The 16,224-nt window shown below is 53.6% G+C and carries 16 protein-coding genes; all 16 read right to left on the bottom strand.

Going from position 1 to position 16,224, the window contains the following annotated elements; genetic code table 11:
• Window positions 1–57: 57 nt before the first annotated feature.
• On the bottom strand, window positions 58–1,134 hold the full coding sequence (locus tag F3J41_RS20725) for an acyltransferase (protein WP_104094418.1): 1,077 nt from the start codon (window positions 1,132–1,134) through the stop codon (window positions 58–60).
• A gap of 720 nt (window positions 1,135–1,854) precedes the next feature.
• Complete coding sequence (locus tag F3J41_RS20720) at window positions 1,855–2,895, bottom strand: hypothetical protein (RefSeq protein WP_022622972.1); 1,041 nt, start codon at window positions 2,893–2,895, stop codon at window positions 1,855–1,857.
• 208 nt (window positions 2,896–3,103) lie between these two features.
• Window positions 3,104–3,535 (bottom strand): DUF29 domain-containing protein, encoded by a 432-nt coding sequence (locus F3J41_RS20715; protein ID WP_166712279.1) that lies wholly within the window; start codon window positions 3,533–3,535, stop codon window positions 3,104–3,106.
• A gap of 100 nt (window positions 3,536–3,635) precedes the next feature.
• On the bottom strand, window positions 3,636–4,184 hold the full coding sequence (locus F3J41_RS20710) for a single-stranded DNA-binding protein (protein WP_166712277.1): 549 nt from the start codon (window positions 4,182–4,184) through the stop codon (window positions 3,636–3,638).
• 72 nt (window positions 4,185–4,256) lie between these two features.
• Window positions 4,257–4,748: an STY4534 family ICE replication protein gene (locus F3J41_RS20705; protein WP_166712275.1), complete on the bottom strand. Its 492-nt coding sequence runs from the start codon at window positions 4,746–4,748 to the stop codon at window positions 4,257–4,259.
• A 636-nt stretch (window positions 4,749–5,384) separates the two neighbouring features.
• Window positions 5,385–7,397 (bottom strand): DNA topoisomerase III, encoded by a 2,013-nt coding sequence (locus tag F3J41_RS20700; protein WP_166712273.1) that lies wholly within the window; start codon window positions 7,395–7,397, stop codon window positions 5,385–5,387.
• Window positions 7,398–7,414: 17 nt separating this feature from the next.
• Window positions 7,415–8,137: a PFL_4669 family integrating conjugative element protein gene (locus tag F3J41_RS20695; protein ID WP_166712271.1), complete on the bottom strand. Its 723-nt coding sequence runs from the start codon at window positions 8,135–8,137 to the stop codon at window positions 7,415–7,417.
• Window positions 8,138–8,314: 177 nt separating this feature from the next.
• Window positions 8,315–8,437, bottom strand: coding sequence for a hypothetical protein (locus F3J41_RS23600; RefSeq protein ID WP_256378135.1), 123 nt, complete (start codon window positions 8,435–8,437; stop codon window positions 8,315–8,317).
• A gap of 245 nt (window positions 8,438–8,682) precedes the next feature.
• The gene (locus tag F3J41_RS20690; protein ID WP_166712269.1) at window positions 8,683–9,915 is read right to left on the bottom strand and encodes an STY4528 family pathogenicity island replication protein; all 1,233 of its coding nucleotides are present in this window, start codon (window positions 9,913–9,915) and stop codon (window positions 8,683–8,685) included.
• Window positions 9,916–9,993: 78 nt separating this feature from the next.
• Window positions 9,994–10,224 carry a hypothetical protein gene (locus F3J41_RS20685; protein WP_059012802.1) on the bottom strand — a complete coding sequence of 77 codons (231 nt, stop codon included), beginning with the start codon at window positions 10,222–10,224 and terminating at the stop codon, window positions 9,994–9,996.
• Window positions 10,224–10,832, bottom strand: a complete 609-nt coding sequence (locus F3J41_RS20680) for a DUF2857 domain-containing protein (protein WP_104187900.1) — start codon at window positions 10,830–10,832, stop codon at window positions 10,224–10,226. The genes F3J41_RS20685 and F3J41_RS20680 overlap by 1 nt, the downstream gene beginning before the upstream one ends.
• Window positions 10,833–10,916: 84 nt before the next feature.
• Entirely contained in the window at window positions 10,917–11,660 is a 744-nt protein-coding gene (locus tag F3J41_RS20675) for a DUF2786 domain-containing protein (RefSeq protein WP_166712267.1), read from the bottom strand.
• Window positions 11,650–11,907, bottom strand: a complete 258-nt coding sequence (locus F3J41_RS20670; RefSeq protein ID WP_104187897.1) for a TraR/DksA C4-type zinc finger protein — start codon at window positions 11,905–11,907, stop codon at window positions 11,650–11,652. Before F3J41_RS20670 ends, F3J41_RS20675 begins: the two co-directional genes overlap by 11 nt.
• On the bottom strand, window positions 11,900–13,606 hold the full coding sequence (locus F3J41_RS20665) for a ParB family protein (RefSeq protein ID WP_166712265.1): 1,707 nt from the start codon (window positions 13,604–13,606) through the stop codon (window positions 11,900–11,902). Before F3J41_RS20665 ends, F3J41_RS20670 begins: the two co-directional genes overlap by 8 nt.
• Window positions 13,603–14,970 (bottom strand): SPI-7-type island replicative DNA helicase, encoded by a 1,368-nt coding sequence (gene dnaB-PI / locus F3J41_RS20660; protein WP_166712263.1) that lies wholly within the window; start codon window positions 14,968–14,970, stop codon window positions 13,603–13,605. Before dnaB-PI ends, F3J41_RS20665 begins: the two co-directional genes overlap by 4 nt.
• Complete coding sequence (locus F3J41_RS20655) at window positions 14,960–15,883, bottom strand: ParA family protein (protein ID WP_166712261.1); 924 nt, start codon at window positions 15,881–15,883, stop codon at window positions 14,960–14,962. Before F3J41_RS20655 ends, dnaB-PI begins: the two co-directional genes overlap by 11 nt.
• Window positions 15,884–16,224 lie beyond the last annotated feature (341 nt).

The raw sequence follows: 16,224 nt of genomic DNA, 5'->3' as shown, positions 1-16,224 counted from the left end.
TTTCATCAATACATATATCTGATGCTTTAAAGATTCCGGCTCAAATGACTTTTCCCTTTAAGACTGGCTGCTTTCGGAGGCTCTTTTTAGCAAGAGGCTCCTGGTGATTTTTTTCCCTAACTGTACCGAGGGTATTTCAACCAGCCTGAACATCACTGACGCTATTCCCGTGCTTATGACGACTGACAGTATAAATACTGCCGGGTTACCGTTTTGCATCGCCGATGAAGGTAAAGCGTTTTTGATAAAAAGCATCACCGGGTAATGAACCAGGTACAGTGAGTAAGAAATATCACCCAGAAATGACAGCGCGCGAATGTTTACGGTTTTTATATGGCAGCTCAGCGCAATGACCGAAGCCATAATTACCAGCGCCGGCCAGAAGCCGCCGCTCATGCCGAAAACCTGCGGCCCGGTGATGGTGACAAAAGTAATGGCTAAAGCGAGAGCACCCCACGCCACTGCCCGGATAACGCGGGAGTCACTGATTTTGTTATTCACCATCAGTTCTGCCAGAAACATACCCGCAATGAATTCAAAAACAATCGTGTTACTGCCAATTTTAATCCAGCCCTGCCACCAGTCCGAGACAACCATTTCAGGTGATACCTGAGAGGAGAAGCTGAAACTGCCGTTATAAAAGAGCTGAAATCCCACCATGGCAGTCATAAAAATCAGCGCACAGAGACAGCTGCGGTAGCGATAACTGAGACGCATGGAAAGGGCAAAAACGGCGTAGAACATGACTTCATAGGACAGGGTCCAGGGTGGCCCCAGCGGACTGAAACCAAACGTCGGCCCCGGTCTGGTGTAATCCTGAAGGCAGAAATAAAGCACACATGACATCTGGCCGATGGTCCGTTCAGGATAAACAAAGACAAGTGAGGCGAGCCAGACCAGAAAGAGGGGAGGCCATATGCGGAAAAAACGCTTAATTAAAAATGTACTGGCTTCCTCCGGTGCCTGGCGGGTGATGAACGTCATAATGAAACCACTGACGATGAAAAAAACATCCACGCCCAGGGCTCCGGGAATGTGATTTGCCCAGTAATCCCCCAGAAAGGCAGCGTTATGGGCAATGACTACAAGCAAGGCCGCCAGTCCGCGTACGTACTGAATAGTCAGAATTTTCACGGTTATTTTGCGCTCTGTTCAGTTGGAAATAATTCATAATTACTTAATTTATCAGCATCCCTTTTACCACACCAGATACCAACCGGAACTAAAATGAGCGCAGGGCACAGCGGGTTATACGGCAGAATCACCTCCCTGACAAATCCACAATGACTTTCAGTATCGGCTGTTGGCCGGCACTGAACACTGGCTGTCACGGTTACCACCGTTAGGAAAATACTTTTTTAGGTACCACTCATCAGTACCATTTTTAAGATGAGTAATGCCAAAATTTCGCGTGAGGTATGTTATTTTAACCAAGCGGTGAATCCCCCTAAGCGGCGGGGCTGAGCCACAAAAAGGCTGAAAGCCTTGGCCAATAAGCGGGTCAGGTTGTGGCTTTTCCTGACTCACCGGGAGGCACCCGGCACCGCTCAGTTTTCTACAGGAAATCTGATGGATGTAAACAAACGGACGTGAATCCCCCTCAGCGGCGGGGCCAAGTCAGATACAAACATAATCATCCTGGCAATGAGCAGAAACGGCAGGTCAGGTTCTGGCTTTTCTGACCTATCGGGAGGCACCCGACACGTCCGGGACAGTTGCAGTTTTCAGCAGACAAAAGGGCTGCGGCTTTAGCCGCAGCCCTTTTTATTTATGCTGAATCCAGAGATGAGCTACACATCAGAAAGACAACCTCCATTCCGGATGGTTGGGGTTATTACGCCCATCCGGTGTCTTTCAGGCCCTGATTTTCCGGTAGGCAGGGTGAGTATTCACCCCCCACAAACCGGCCAGCGCACTGACAACAGCCCCCGCCAGAAGAGCGATGAATGACCACAGAGCGATTTTTGCAGCCGCGCTGGCGGCTTCGTCAGCTTTCTCTTTTGCCTGCTTTTTGAATTCCGCGTACTGCGCCTTCGCATCGTTCAGATTACTCTGGAGCCGGGCCATACGGTCGCTTACCTCCTGAACGGTTTTGTCACGCGCCTGAATGAAGTTATCGACGGCCCTGTCCGCTTCTTCCGGTGACAGACGGGTATTTTCTGCCAGCGCTTTTTTCACCTCATTCCTGTCGACACCTTTGCTGACTGCATCCGCCCGTGACTTCAGTTTACCGCTCAGCGTATCAATAATGGCGTCACTGTTGCCCGGGTTAACAGCCAAATCTTTGACCGAATCTGCAATATCACTCCCCGCTGCCTGAAGCTGGGACTGCAGAAATTCCGGCTGAAGTTCTTTAATGTTGCTCCTGCGCAGCGCATCAAGTACCTGTTTGTCCGCCTGCGGGGCTGTGAGCTGCGTGTTCAGTCCGAGCCTGTCAGCAACATTCTGAGCGATATCGGCTGTTGCGCCCGATGCTTTTCCTGCGGCACTGCCCAGTCCACTCACAGCAGAACCCGTAGCAGATGCTGCTGCGCCAACGGCGCTTCCCGCCATGTGCAGAATGCCGCCAGCGGCGGCGAAGCCCAGCACGGAAGCAACAAGCAGGGATGTGGCCCATGAGAGAAATCCATGGATGGTTCCATCCGCGCCCGCCAGCCTGCCGGCCACAAAACCGCCGCAGGCCAGACTCAGCACTATCGAGATAACTGACCAGATAATAACAGCCTTGTCAGCACCGTTAATGACATCGTCAGACTGAGGTGAAAGCATTGAAAAACCAAGGCTTGACCCAAGCGTGGTCAGCAGCAGGGACACTGCCATTACCGTTACCACGCCCGCAATGATGCTGCCCCACGAGACGCTTCTGTTCAGTTCCGCTTCTTTTACAAGTTCCATTGTAATCTCCATTTAAAAGCTATTAAAAAGACGGGATTAATCCACGCCCAGATTAATCTTAGTAAAAATATGAGGCACTCAAAGCCGATTAGACGAAACAAGCATCACCTGTGCTGTCAGAGTGAAGTGGGCCGAACCGATAAAGCGCAAGACGGTGCAGGTGAGACGCTTACCCCGAAGGCGCTTTCTTGTCTGGCATAGCGGTAACTCATTCAGGATAAAATTCCTGAGACAGAATTTGTCCCATATCCCAGATACAGTCCTCGGGAAAGACGTCAAGTTGCGTTTCCTGAGTTGCAGAAGATACAGCATCGGCCCATACAGCAGCTATCCAGTCACGATCAGAGAGCGCAGTTTTCAGGCTGGGTGTGCCTTTGATGTGTAATGCCAGTGCTTTTCTTTGTTCTTTGATGGTTCGCTGCCAGCTGGAACCTCGGCGGCCCGGCTGAAACTTCCATTTGAGAAGATGCGCCAGCAGAACGGCCATACGACTGGCAAGTTCCCGCTTCTCGCTTTTGCCCACGTCCTCGATCTCCTCGGCGATATTAGCAATATCAATCTCAGAGAACCGACCGGCACGCAGTAAAGCTGCCTGCTCCTGAGCCCAGGCAACAACATCAGCTTCGTATCGTGTGTTCATGGTAGATCTCCAGTGACATTCCTGATTAATGAACATCATTATAGAAGAAAAAAGCGCCAGACTGAACCGGCGCACTTTAGGTCATAATTATATGAATCCATTACGAAATGGCGTAAATGGCTTTCCGGCATATGCCATAACCGTGTCCGAGGAACGGTATGTCATCGTCAAAATCCATTGGTGGCTCATTCGCCGGATTCTGTGGCGCTGACTGAGGCTGCTGAGGTTGCTGAGGCTGGCCCCATGCACTCTGCTGACCTGACTGCACATTGTTTCCACTGGTGTTGGTGCCATTGTTACGGCCTCCGCCCATCATCTGCATCGTTCCGTTCATTCCCACAACGACTTCGGTAGTCCAGCGATCGGTGCCGCTGTTATCCGTCCATTTACGGGTGCGTAGCTGACCTTCGATATACACCTGTGAACCCTTACGAAGGTATTCACCGGCAACTTCAGCCAGCTTGCCAAACAGCACGACGCGATGCCATTCGGTAATTTCCCGGTTTTCACCGGTCTGTTTATCACGCCAGGTTTCAGAAGTGGCCAGGCTTAAGCCGGTCACCGCTTTGCCATCTGGCATGTAACGAACTTCAGGGTCCTGACCGAGATGACCGACCAGAATAACTTTGTTGACGCCGCGTGCGGACATAATGTTTTCCTCTCAGAAATGTGGGGTGAGAAACACGACCACCGGGATGTTCCGGTGGTGTGTCCGTAACGCTTAGAACGAATTCGGATCGTACTCTTTCTGAGCCGATGAGCCGGATTCTGGCGTCTGGGAAGCATTGGGTGCCTGATAGACTACGTCCTGACCTTTCTTGATGAACTCCACCTTGATAAGGCGGGCCTTCAGGGAAGGACGGCTTTCACCGGCATGATCACCCGACTGAAGGGTAAACACATCGGCTTTGAGTCCGCTTAGCACGAAGCCAATCAGCACTTTTTCTTCTTCATCAACGGCTTTTTGACAGCGATTAATGAGTTTGGTGGTGTCCGCGCCAGCGACCGTAACATCGAAGCGGGTATAGGACGCATTATCAGTAGGGCCGGTCAGAGCATTAATAACGGCGCAGGTGAATTCGCCGTTGGGTCCCTGAAGACGACGTATCGAATTGAGATATCCGATGCCGCTGACGTTGAGGTTGAAAAACTCTTTTTTCTGATTAGCAGAAGCAGAGCTGTTTGAAGCAGGGGTATTGGTAGTTGCAGTCATGATGGTTTCTCCGGAGTAAAAACTAAACAGATTGCGGAGAAACATCTGTCCCTTACGGGAAGTGTTTCCCGCAGGGATGTCAGCAAAATTTGCCGACTGGCTGAATTGGTGAAATGGACCTTAACCTGTATATCAGGTTCCTGTTTTCAAAGGTTAAACAGGTTTGAACCGCCCGAAAGCGCCATCTCTCAGGTTGTGATGGCATTGGCATGTGATTACCCGAAGGCGTTCCTCTCAAATCACCGGAACATTGGCAGTTGTCGGAACGACAACGATTAGCCACTTAATCATTCATTCAGACGCCGCGGATGTCAACGTTGCAGCGTGCAAAAAATCATCAGCACATAAAAATAAAAAAAGCGGCACCCTGCGGCACCGCCCCCTGAGGTCTGCACCATCGACCTGATGTTAATCTGCTTAAAGCAGTTGCTCCGCTGGCGTGTTCAGTTCCCGGCACGGGTTTCACGGAGTTTTCGTGCCTTACCGGCTCCCGTTCAGGTGTGGACAGGGCCGGTCAGACTGTATTCCGTCAGCATATGCATTAGATGCTGACGAAACCCGCAGTCACGGGGTGCGGCTTCAGAGCCGGTGCCACAATAGCAAAGCCCCTGACGGCCCGCAATCGGAGACGACGGATTAATTCTTCTTTGATTCAGCAGACTTAGGTTTCAGGGAACGCTTCTTTTTGCTGCCGCTGATGTTTATAACGCCTTTGCACCCAGGATAGCGCTGGCAGCTCCAGAACTCCCCCCTGTCCCCTTTGCGCAGGCGGGTTTTCCCTCCGCACATCGGGCAGGCAGGCGTGGGTGGAACCCGGATACGGACCTGCTGCTGAGCCCCCTGGCTGACCAGGTTACGCGTCCAGCCGGCCTGGCGCCGCAGAAAGTCGTCCAGCGACATACGGCCGGCGGCAACTTCATCCAGCGCCTGCTCCCAGAGCGCGGTCATGCCCGGCTCGGTCAGCTGGGGCGGCAGGGCATCGATCACGTCGGTTCCCAGTTCGGTCGCCATAATTTTGCTGCCTTTACGCACAATAAAACGCCGGTTCAGCAGCTGCTCAACGATGCCTGCCCGGGTAGCTTCGGTGCCCAGCCCCGCATTGTCTTTAAGCACCTTACGCAGCGCAACGTCCGTAACAAAAGCGGCCGCATTCATCATGGCGCCAATCAGGGTGGCAAACGTATAGTGTGCCGGCGGACGGGTCATCAGCTGCGCCACCTCAGCACCGGTCACCGCGCAGCGGTCATTGCGGCTGAGCGGCGGCAGGGCAGCGTCTGCTTCATCGTCCTCATCAATATTACTATCCTGATCTTTTTCAAAAAGGACCTTCCAGCCCTTTATCACCTCCGTTCGTCCGGTGCTGCGGAACAGCTGCCCGCCAATATCGAACTGCAGCCGGGTGATATCGGACTCATGTAGGGGCAGGAACTGCGCCAGGTAGTTACGGCGGATGAGCAGATAGACGTTACGTTCCGCCTCCGACAGCGCGGACAACTGAAACGCATTGCGCGTGGGGATAATGCCGTGGTGTGCCGTTATTTTTTTGTCGTTCCAGATGCGCGAGACAAATTCCCTGTCGAGGCCTGCCAGCACCGGTGCACATTCCGGATCGGTACGGCCAATGGCATCGAGCACACCGGAAATCTCTTCCCGCATGGATTCAGGCAGGTAACCGCAGTCGGTGCGGGGGTAAGTGGTTGCCTTGTGCTTTTCATACAGGCTCTGCGCGGTATCAAGCACCTGCTGGGGTGACATATCCCACATTCTGCCACAGGCCTGCTGCAGGGTGCCCAGCGAAAAAGCCAGCGGTGCGGCGGATTTTTCGCGCTTAGTGTCACATTCTGTCACCACTGCGTGCCCCGTCTGACGGCAGAGCTGAGCCACCTGCTGCGCGATGTTCTGGTGAACACAGCGCTTTTCTTCGTCGGTATACACCTTCGCCGGCACCCACTGCGCCGGAAAAGTGATGCCGCCGGCCGAAATAATCGCTTTAACCTGCCAGTAAGGCCTGGGCACGAAAGAGGCGATTTCCCGGTCCCGGCGAACAACCAGCGCCAGCGTCGGTGTCTGCACACGACCTACAGAGACAACGCCATCGAAGCCTGCCTCGGCTGCACGCAGGGTATAAAGACGGGAGAGGTTCATGCCTATCAGCCAGTCGGCCCGGGCTCGCCCGAGACCGGCGTGATACATCCCGAGCGTGGCGTGCCCGGGGCGAAGGTCCTTAAGTGCTGCGCGGATACTGATTTCATCCAGAGCGGAGAGCCAGAGCCGCTGCACCGGGCCTTCCCAGCGGCAGTAATCCAGCAGCTCGCGCGCGATGACTTCACCCTCACGATCAGCATCAGTGGCAATCACCACGTCGTCAACCTGACGCAGCAGCCGCTCAATGACTTTAAACTGATCCTGCGTCTCCTTCTTAACAACGACCTGCCAGGGGGCCGGCAGGATGGGAAGCGCAGAGAGCGACCAGGGCTTACCATACTGCTGACCATAGGCCTCCGGCGGGGCGGTTTCCAGCAGGTGGCCTACGGCCCAGGTGACGGTGACGCCACTGCCTGACAGAAACCCATCGCCGCGACGGGTGGCACCGACTACCTCTGCCAGGTCGCGCCCCTGAGAGGGCTTTTCACAGATATACAGGCGCATAGCCAGCCTCCTGTAAGTCAGACTGCCTGATAACGCATGCGCAGCAAATTTACGCTCGCTTCATTCACCGGCGGTGAAAAGGCTGAGCGCTTTTCGCCGAGCAGAACGGCACGATCGGGCTCACCTGCATCCTGACAGGCCTTCTGCCAGACAGCATTGTTTTCTGCTGCATCGAGGCGTGTTGCATCCACCCTACGGTAAGATAAAACCGTCCCGTAAATCTGACGCAGCAGCCGTCCTCCTTCACTGAGATAACTGTCCCGGTCATTTCGCGTGATCAGTCCATAATGCGATGCCTGAAGCACCTTTTTGGCAAATTGGTCAAATCCTACCAGCAGAAACACGCACCGGTAGCCCAGCGGAGTACGCGTATAAACATGAATATCCAGTGGCTCTGCCGAAGAAACTTCCGTCAATGTTACGCCCTGTGGGAGCGCACTCATATCTTCATCCAGCTTACTGATAAGCCCGGACATCGTTTCAGATGCAGATTTCAGCTTTTCTTCCAGACGGTACATAGCTTCATCAGCCCAGGGATTGTTACTCAGCGAATCCTGGTTAATTTGTGTTGCGCGCGCGAAGAACTGGGGCATTCCGATAATGCCGTGTTTCGCAGGCGCGTCTCCCTCCGGCTTCTCCCGTTTGCGCCCCAGCCACAAACCAATTGCATAATTGGTATGGAGCGCAATTGTCATTTCAGACTGAAGAGAGCCTGTTTTTGTTACCTGTTTATCTGCCATCGTTATCGTCACCTGTATTCAGTTAAGAAGAGCTGGCATAGTCCTGAATCAGATGTATTCCCAACAATGTGAAACTCATAATTACGGTTAAGAAATTAACGGCGGGTTAGATTTTGATTTGATTGCGCCCCGCAATACTGCTTGTTTTTTAGCCAACGTTGCGCCCCGCAACACTGCTTACTTTTTAGCCGCTGTTGCGCCCCGCAACACTGCTTGTTTTTTAACCGCTGTTGCGCCCCGCAACACTGCTTGTTTTTTAGCCACTGTTGCGCCCCGCAATACTGCTTGTTTTTTAGCCACTGTTGCGCCCCGCAACACTGCTTGCTTTTTAGCCGCTGTTGCGCCCCGCAACACTGCTTGTTTTTTAACCGCTGTTGCGCCCCGCAACACTGCTTACTTTTTAGCCGCTGTTGCGCCCCGCAACACTGCTTGTTTTTTAACCGCCGTTGCGCCCCGCAACACTGCTTGTTTATTACCGCAGGGTGGATTGTGTTATTTGCAAGTGTCTTACCGGATGGAGGTAAGCTGAAGCTTCAACCGTCTAATTATTTGCTAACACTCTGGCGTATGCTTTCAATCATCGCCCTGACATCCTCCTTAGAAGGCCTGCTCGCAGGCTTTACAGGTAGACTGGCTGCTGTTACAGCACGCGGGACGGTTGTACTGGAATTATTGCTGCCTGAACTGCCATGTACTGCGGCTTCCTGCAAATTCAGCTCACCGCAACGGGCACGTCGCAGCATCGTGAACAACCAGCCAACCGGATTATTTAGCCTGCCAAGTCGCAGTTGTTCGCGCAGCATGTCAGCCAACGCCTTCGCTAGCGCTTCCGGCAGTGAGGCCATCTGGGTGGTGAGCATCTGCCGATCCTCACTGTTCAGCCCGTTAACAAAGTCTTCAGGCAAAAAATGCTCTCCACCCGGTACGTACGTTTTTTTATTCACACTCTGTGTGAAAGAACGTACGTTACAGTCCGGATTTCGGACTCCGGTGTAAGTCATTGATTTCAGGCTGAGTCCGGATTCCGGACTCGGCGTTTTCTCCATTAATGAATTACTGAGTCCGTTTTCCGGACTCGGTGGATTTGGTTGATTTTTTGGGCTTTTCTGACTGAGTCCGGAATCCGGACTGCGGGTTACAGCCTGGCGATTGCAGACCATCTGCTGGGGCGTGGACGGCGCGCTCAGGCGATTTTCGATAAGGGCCAGGCGACTGTGACGATGACGCATCCCGGGGTCCTGCAGGATATCATTCACCACGGCCAGCGCGGTCATCCGGACCGCTTTATTACGATTCTGGCAGCTCTCTTCAAGAAGCGTCAGCCAGCCCGGGTCAAAGGTTTCGGCGTCACGGTAACCCAGCGGCTCATCATGCTGCGCGTAGATATTGCCCCTCACGCGGCCACGGTCATCACGCACCCGCTTACACAGACTGAGCCAGCCGGTCAGGCGCAGCATCAGCAGAACGCGGCTCACCGTATCGCGTGAGGATTTTTCGGAATGCGCGGAGGCCAGCTGAACCTGTAGCTCGTCATAGGTCGGAAAGATGGCTCCCTCATTCTGCTGCGCATAAAGCCTGATCATCACCCAGGCGGTTTTATCCAGCGGTGACAGGCGCGTATCAAGAAACAGCCTGCGCGGGAACGCATCGTGCACGTTTCCCATAAACAGCAGCCCGCTGCGTTCCTGGCTTACATCGCCGGTATCAGCGCGCCGCTCAAGATTCTGCTGCATTCTGCCAAGCGTATGCGCCACGATACTGTCGGCGGGAATGGTCATTTTATGCTCTCCTCTTCTGCCTGAGACAGCACTGTGCCGGGATAAACCCGGCACAGTATGGTCATCAGCGGCAATCCGTTACCGGCGTATTTCACGGTTGTATGTCTCATGATCCATCAGCCACCACTGCCGGCCACCGTCCTTGCTCAGGATGCGCCAGAACGGTCCTACATCTATCTTGAGATATCCGTTCATGGTCAGCCGGCGGAACACTTTCTGGCCGCAGCAAAGTGCATGGAATAACTTTTGCGCCCGGCGGCGTACCGCCGGGGAAACCTGCTGACGAGGAGAAAAATCTTCCAGTTCCATCACGCCTCCTTACGTATTTGTGCGGGCGCAGTGCGGGCAGTGGTACCCGCCTCCCGGCACCACTGACATACGCGGCTCCAGACTGCTGTCAGGGAAAGACCCAACTGCTCCGCCGCGAGCATCATCGCCTCAAGCGCCTGATGGGAATCAGGAGATGTCAGACCTGAGGCTTTCCATTCGATCCAGAGCGCTGCGTCCTGAGGCTCTGTCAGGGCCTGAGTTCGCCCCTGCCGGGACTCGATGCCCATCAGACGGCGGCGTGCACTCACTTCTGAGGGGGACAGGCCAAAGTACCGGTCGATAAGCTCCATTGAGCCGCCGAGTTCAAGTGCACGGTCAATCATCATGAACCGCTTCTGCTCGTTCCGGGCCTGATTCAGCATTAGCCAGAAATTTTCATGATTGAGGGAGACATCTAGCACGGAAACGTGTGACTGGCTGAGGTAGTGCAGTTCGTCAAGACTAAGGTGACTTAGCGCACGGATCTCTTCAACGGACATACCCAGCGACTCGCAGCGGCGGATATTGCCGTTTTTGATGTCCATCAGCAGTGCGGAAAGAATGGCCGTGGTAGCCTGAGAGAGATTAGAAAAGTTATGCTGGCTCACAGGCCACCTCCTGAAATCGCCTGGTCGGCGACGAGCAGAACATCAAAAAGCCAGCCCGACAGGCAGGCACACCATAAAAAACCATCAGTCATGAGAACCTCCCCCTGCTGAAATCTGCCGGGGAGCCTGTTCACCACTGAGGCCATGATGAAGGTCGGCATCCCGGCCGGCGAGAAAACCGGCCATCCGGGCAGCGCTGTCACCGCGGCAGCTTCCCGCCTCACGAACAGTCACGTCGGCCAGTGCGTCTCCGGCATGGCGCTTTGTCAGCCAGCGCTGAAGTACGGTATTTTCCTCCTCAGAGGGCGCAAATGAACGCAGCACCTGCCAGACGCCGGATACCCAGCCCTCCCTGAACTGATCTGCACGACGACGGCGCGTACGCAGCAGCATTCGACGGGTACGATACTGTTCCATGTGCGTTTCAGACGCGGCGCGCAGCTGGCGCTGCAGAACGGTATAGATGTAGAGCGCCACCTCGGGTCGTTCGCTAAAACCATAAAAGTGAAGTGAACGGCGAACGCTGCTGGTTCCCTGTGAACTGACATGAACATGCCAGCCAAACCAGCAGCGACATCCTGTGGCCATGCAGACCACTGTTGCCAGAGAGCTCAGCCAGGCTGGCACTTTATCTGCATTACTGGTCAGGCTCAGGCAAACTGATTCGGAGATGCCACTGAGAGAAAGCATGTCTGGCGTCATACCATGACGCTGCATAAGCCGCTGGGCCAGTGCAACCGCACGGGCGGCTTCATGAGGGTTACTGTTGCGCGTGCCCAGCGCCATCAGGCGGCGGATACGGGCTGTGACTTTTGCGTTATCCGACATAGCGCATCCCCCTGCTCCCGGTAGCACGGTGACGGTCCTGTTTCTCTTTGACATCCTGACAGCCAGCACAGAATTCCACGCCCGGCACAGCCAGCTGGCGAGCGACCGGTATGTCTGCTCCGCAGCATTCACAGAACGCTTTTGACGGTTTTACAGAATGCACCTGCGCCCGGATTGCATCTATGCCGCGCTGGGTGAACAGAGCCGTACTGGCTTGCGCCATTTCATCGTTCAGATCATCAGACATTTTCCCCTCCCTTTGCAGCAAGTCGCTGCAGCTCACGCAGACGGCGGATAATGCGGATAAGACGCATTGTTTTCACAACCGTAATATCGTCGAATACGGCCACGTCAGCCGGAGACTGAGTACCGAAGAAATTCAGGCAGAACATAAACATATTGAACTGTTTGTTTGGGAGTGAGCCGGATAGACCCGCCAGGAAGAGGACAAATTCGCTGCCGGTTTCGGTGACGGCAAAGCCTGATGACTGAGGGTGTTTATCCTCCCGCACATTGTCCGCACAGCCCATCGCCTCAGCAATCTCGAAGACAAGCCGGTAGGCCATATCCTGCAGATGCTCGATATCATCCTGGAGTGCCGGGATGTGCCAGATATCGCTGACGGGCTCAAGGCCGGTAGCAGCGAAGGAGACTGAGCTGACTGACGCCGGCAGAGGGTCATTTTCCTCACCAATTGCTGATAACAGTGTGCCCTGACTGAAATCAGTAAGAGAAATGCTGTCCGTACCAGCCGTTTCACCGGTAATGACCGGCCGGCCGCCAAAAAGGTCATCCTGGACTTCGCGACGCGGTTCACTGCCGGCGGTTACCAGTGCGTTTACAGGCAGTTCAGCGCCTGCGGGCAGTTCCGGAGCTGGCTCGGGACGACCGCGTGTGATCAGGGTGCCGCTGCGCAGCCCCGTGACCGGGGTTTCGGAGTCTGTATCCGGAGGCAGAACAGTGACAATTGACGTCGGGGATTCCCGGCCTGCCGCTCTTTCCTGTGGTGGCGACATTGCCGGCAGCGGTGGCGGCTCACCAAACTGCTCACGGCGCTTCTGTTCACGGGGGTCAAGCTCAATCAGCCAACGATCATAATTGAGGCTCGGATGGGGCAGAGCTTTAACCAGAAGACCTATTAATTCATCGCGCAGGTGATCAAAGGAGAAGCTGTCAGGATCATTAAAATTCTTGCACGCTTCACCAAATACCCGCTCAAATTCATCTGTCGAATCATCGGATACGTCATATTTAGTCCATACTTTCTCAGCCAGAATTCTGAGGTTTAGGATGGGGAGGGCCTGCCCACGACTGAGTCCTCTTTCCAGAAGGTCAGGCATGTGCGGATGAAGATATTTGAGTGTATCCTCCATCCGGCTGATACTGGATGCGTGAACAGGATAGCCTTCCTCATTCAGGAGTTCAGACAACTCACGAAGTGAAACAGGCCTTCCCAGCTGCTCTTCCTGAATAATTCTCGCATTGTGAATCCCAAATGCTTTGTCAATGAAGCTCAGGTCTCCCCTGACGTCGTTTTCAGCCAAATGTCCGACAAGACATTTCAGCCGCCCGGGCCACGGTTTAAAAATGGTGTGTATGCGATAGAAACGTTCATCGCCGGTTTCCTGCCATAACTCACAGAGAATCTGATATCGGGTGTTGCCGCCGTCGCTGAAGATGTAAACGTCTTCCCCCTGAGGATCGCGGGTCACTTTTGGAATGGAATCCAGTCCGCGAGCACGCACGGAGGCTTTGATTTCTTCATAACGCGGATTGCGGCCTTTACGGGGGTTGTCTGGATTCGGGCGCAGCTGGTCAAGTGACAGTACCATTGCCATTTCGCTGACCGGCAACGAAGCGGCATCCATTGGGTCAGTGATCTGAGAAGGCGATTTACCCCGTTGCAGCATGGCAGCACCGATGTTCAGGTTACGAACGTTACTCATGCTGCTGTCCTCCCTGCGCTGGCCGTCAGGTCAGAAAATCGGGTGAAACGACCTTCATATTGCAGGCGAATTGTGCCTGTAGGCCCCTGGCGTTGTTTGCTGATGATGATTTCAGCGACGCCTTTATCATCCGAGTTTTCGTGATAGACCTCATCGCGGTAGATAAAAACGATGACGTCAGCGTCCTGTTCAAGAGCCCCGGAATCGCGAAGATCACCATTATTCGGACGTTTATCTGCGCGGCTCTCAAGCTGTCGGTTCAGTTGTGACAGCGCGACAACAGGGCAGTCCATTTCTTTGGCCAGCGCTTTCAGGGAACGCGATATTTCTGCAATTTCCTGCGTGCGGTTTTCCTGATCCGGGCAGCGCATCAGCTGCAGGTAATCAAGTCCGATAATCGATGGATGACCATAGCGCCGTGCGTTGCGTCTGGCGCGAATACGAAGCATCGCGGGCGTCAGTGAACCGGTGTCATCAATGATGAGGCGATCTTTGAGGTCCCCTGTTAACAGCCCATAAGCGTTTGACACGCGCGCCCAGTCTTCATCATCCATCAACCCACTCTTGAGGTGGGTCAGGTCTATGCTGCCCAGTGAAGCAACCATGCGCATCAGGATCTGTTCTGTTGGCTGTTCAAGACTGTAAAACTGCCCGTTTGACTCCTTTTTTTTCATTAAGGAATTAATCAGCAAACTTATCAGCAACGCCGTTTTACCCATTGATGGACGTGCCGCTATAAGCACTAAGTCGCCAGCCTGAAGACCGCTGGTCATGGCATCGAAGTCTTCAAAACCTGTAGGCGTACCGGTAATACCGTCAGGGACATTGCATCGGCGCTCCAGCTCAACCAGCAGTTTTTCCATACCATCAATGAGAGTGACTGCCTGTTCAGGTTCAGTTCGCTCGGCAAGTCGGGTGATTTTCTGCTCGGCAATTTCCATTACCCTTTCAATATCAGCACCCGGTTGTTTTACCGATTCAGTGATTTCTGTACCAATTGCGGCTAACTGACGACCCTGACTGTATTTTGCCACTATGTCACAGTACGCAACGATGTTTGCCGCGCTGGGCGTATTCTTAGCAAGCTCTGCCAGGTAGGCAAAGCCACCGAGCTGGTCAAGGGCATCTTTACCACGGCTTTCAATACTTTCAGCCAGCGTCACGAGGTCTATGGGCTTACTGGCCGCCACCAGACGCGTCATTTCCTGAAAGATGGCTTTATGAACCTTATGGAAGAAATCATTGGCGCTGAGGCGGATTGCCACTTCATCCCAGCGATCGTTATCCAGCATCAGGCCACCGATGACAGACTGTTCAGCATCAAGAGAAAATAGACCGGGGATATTTCTGCGATTAGAGGTCATCTTTACGTTCCCCTTCTCCAGCAAGCTCGTCAAACTTCTCTTTCCATTCGGGGAAAAGTTCGCATGCAAGGTTGTGCATGGAATCAAAGGCCGAATCACTTTTACGGCTGGTTTTCTTCTCGAGCCTGTGAACTGGCTGCCCTGCTGCATGACCATGTTTATAGATATCCAGGTCATAGATTCTGGTCTGAAGCATCTCGATAACTATTTTGTCCGAATGCTGACTGTAATCCCCGCCTGAAATGATGGCTTCAGCATGCTCAACGGTGGTTTTCGCCAGCACCGTATAATCCATACAGTTAACCAGCATGCGTATCTGCGGGAGTTTGATACCAAAGGCCAGATAAGGAAGGAGTTCTTCCATAAGAGCAACTGTGCCGCGCATGAATTCGCGGACATCGGGCAGAACGGGCTTCACCATGCCGATCATTTCACCGGTAGCGGCAAGAATAATCAGTTCCGACATTACCGAACGTGAACCCTGTGAATCTATCAGGATGACGTCATACTGGCTGAAAACTGGATTCGCCAGCGCATTCCGCAGGCGCACGCGTCCGTCGGCAACATTAAGCATGTAAGTAGGTAAAAGGTTGCGGGGATCATTGGAGACAATGACGTCCAGATTATCGATCTCGGTGCGGGAAATTATGTTTTCTGGCCGTGAGAGGTCTGCAGTCTGCATGAGCAGCTCATAGAGACCGCAAGGCGCTTCATATGCTAAGGGATAAATACTGCTGGCAGTTGGCTGAGCGTGATCTCCGTCGATAATGAGGGTTTTGATACCCGCATCCGCGAGAAAACCGCCGAGATTTGCGGCCTGGGTTGATTTACCCTCGCCACCTTTAGTTGAAACAACTGGAATCACTTTCGGTCTGGCACCAAGTGATTTGTAATCATCTGATTTTAAATGCATTTATAACACCTGAAGTTTATTCAGGTGAGATAAGCAATTTCACAACAATCAAAGCGGAAAAAATTAACACTTACACACGGGGATTGAAAATCCCCGTGTCCGTGGTTCGATTCCGCGTCCGGGCACCACTATTCAGAAAACCCAGCCTTATGGCTGGGTTTTTGCTTTTCTGCGCCGGCATATTGATTCGCTACATTGCCGGTCTTAGCGCTAAAAATTCGCAGCTGTATCGCTGCTATTTCTCTCTTTCCAGTCCCTCATTTGCGCGACGCGTCGCACACTTTTGCGATTGCGCCCAAACCTTTCCAGCGAATTGCGCCACCGGTCACGCCGCGTTGCGC

This window comes from Pantoea sp. Ap-870 (assembly GCF_011752515.1).
GTDB classification, from domain to species: domain Bacteria; phylum Pseudomonadota; class Gammaproteobacteria; order Enterobacterales; family Enterobacteriaceae; genus Pantoea; species Pantoea dispersa.
The sequence above is the reverse complement of the archived record's forward strand: the minus strand, read 5'-3'. Positions and strand labels throughout refer to the sequence as shown.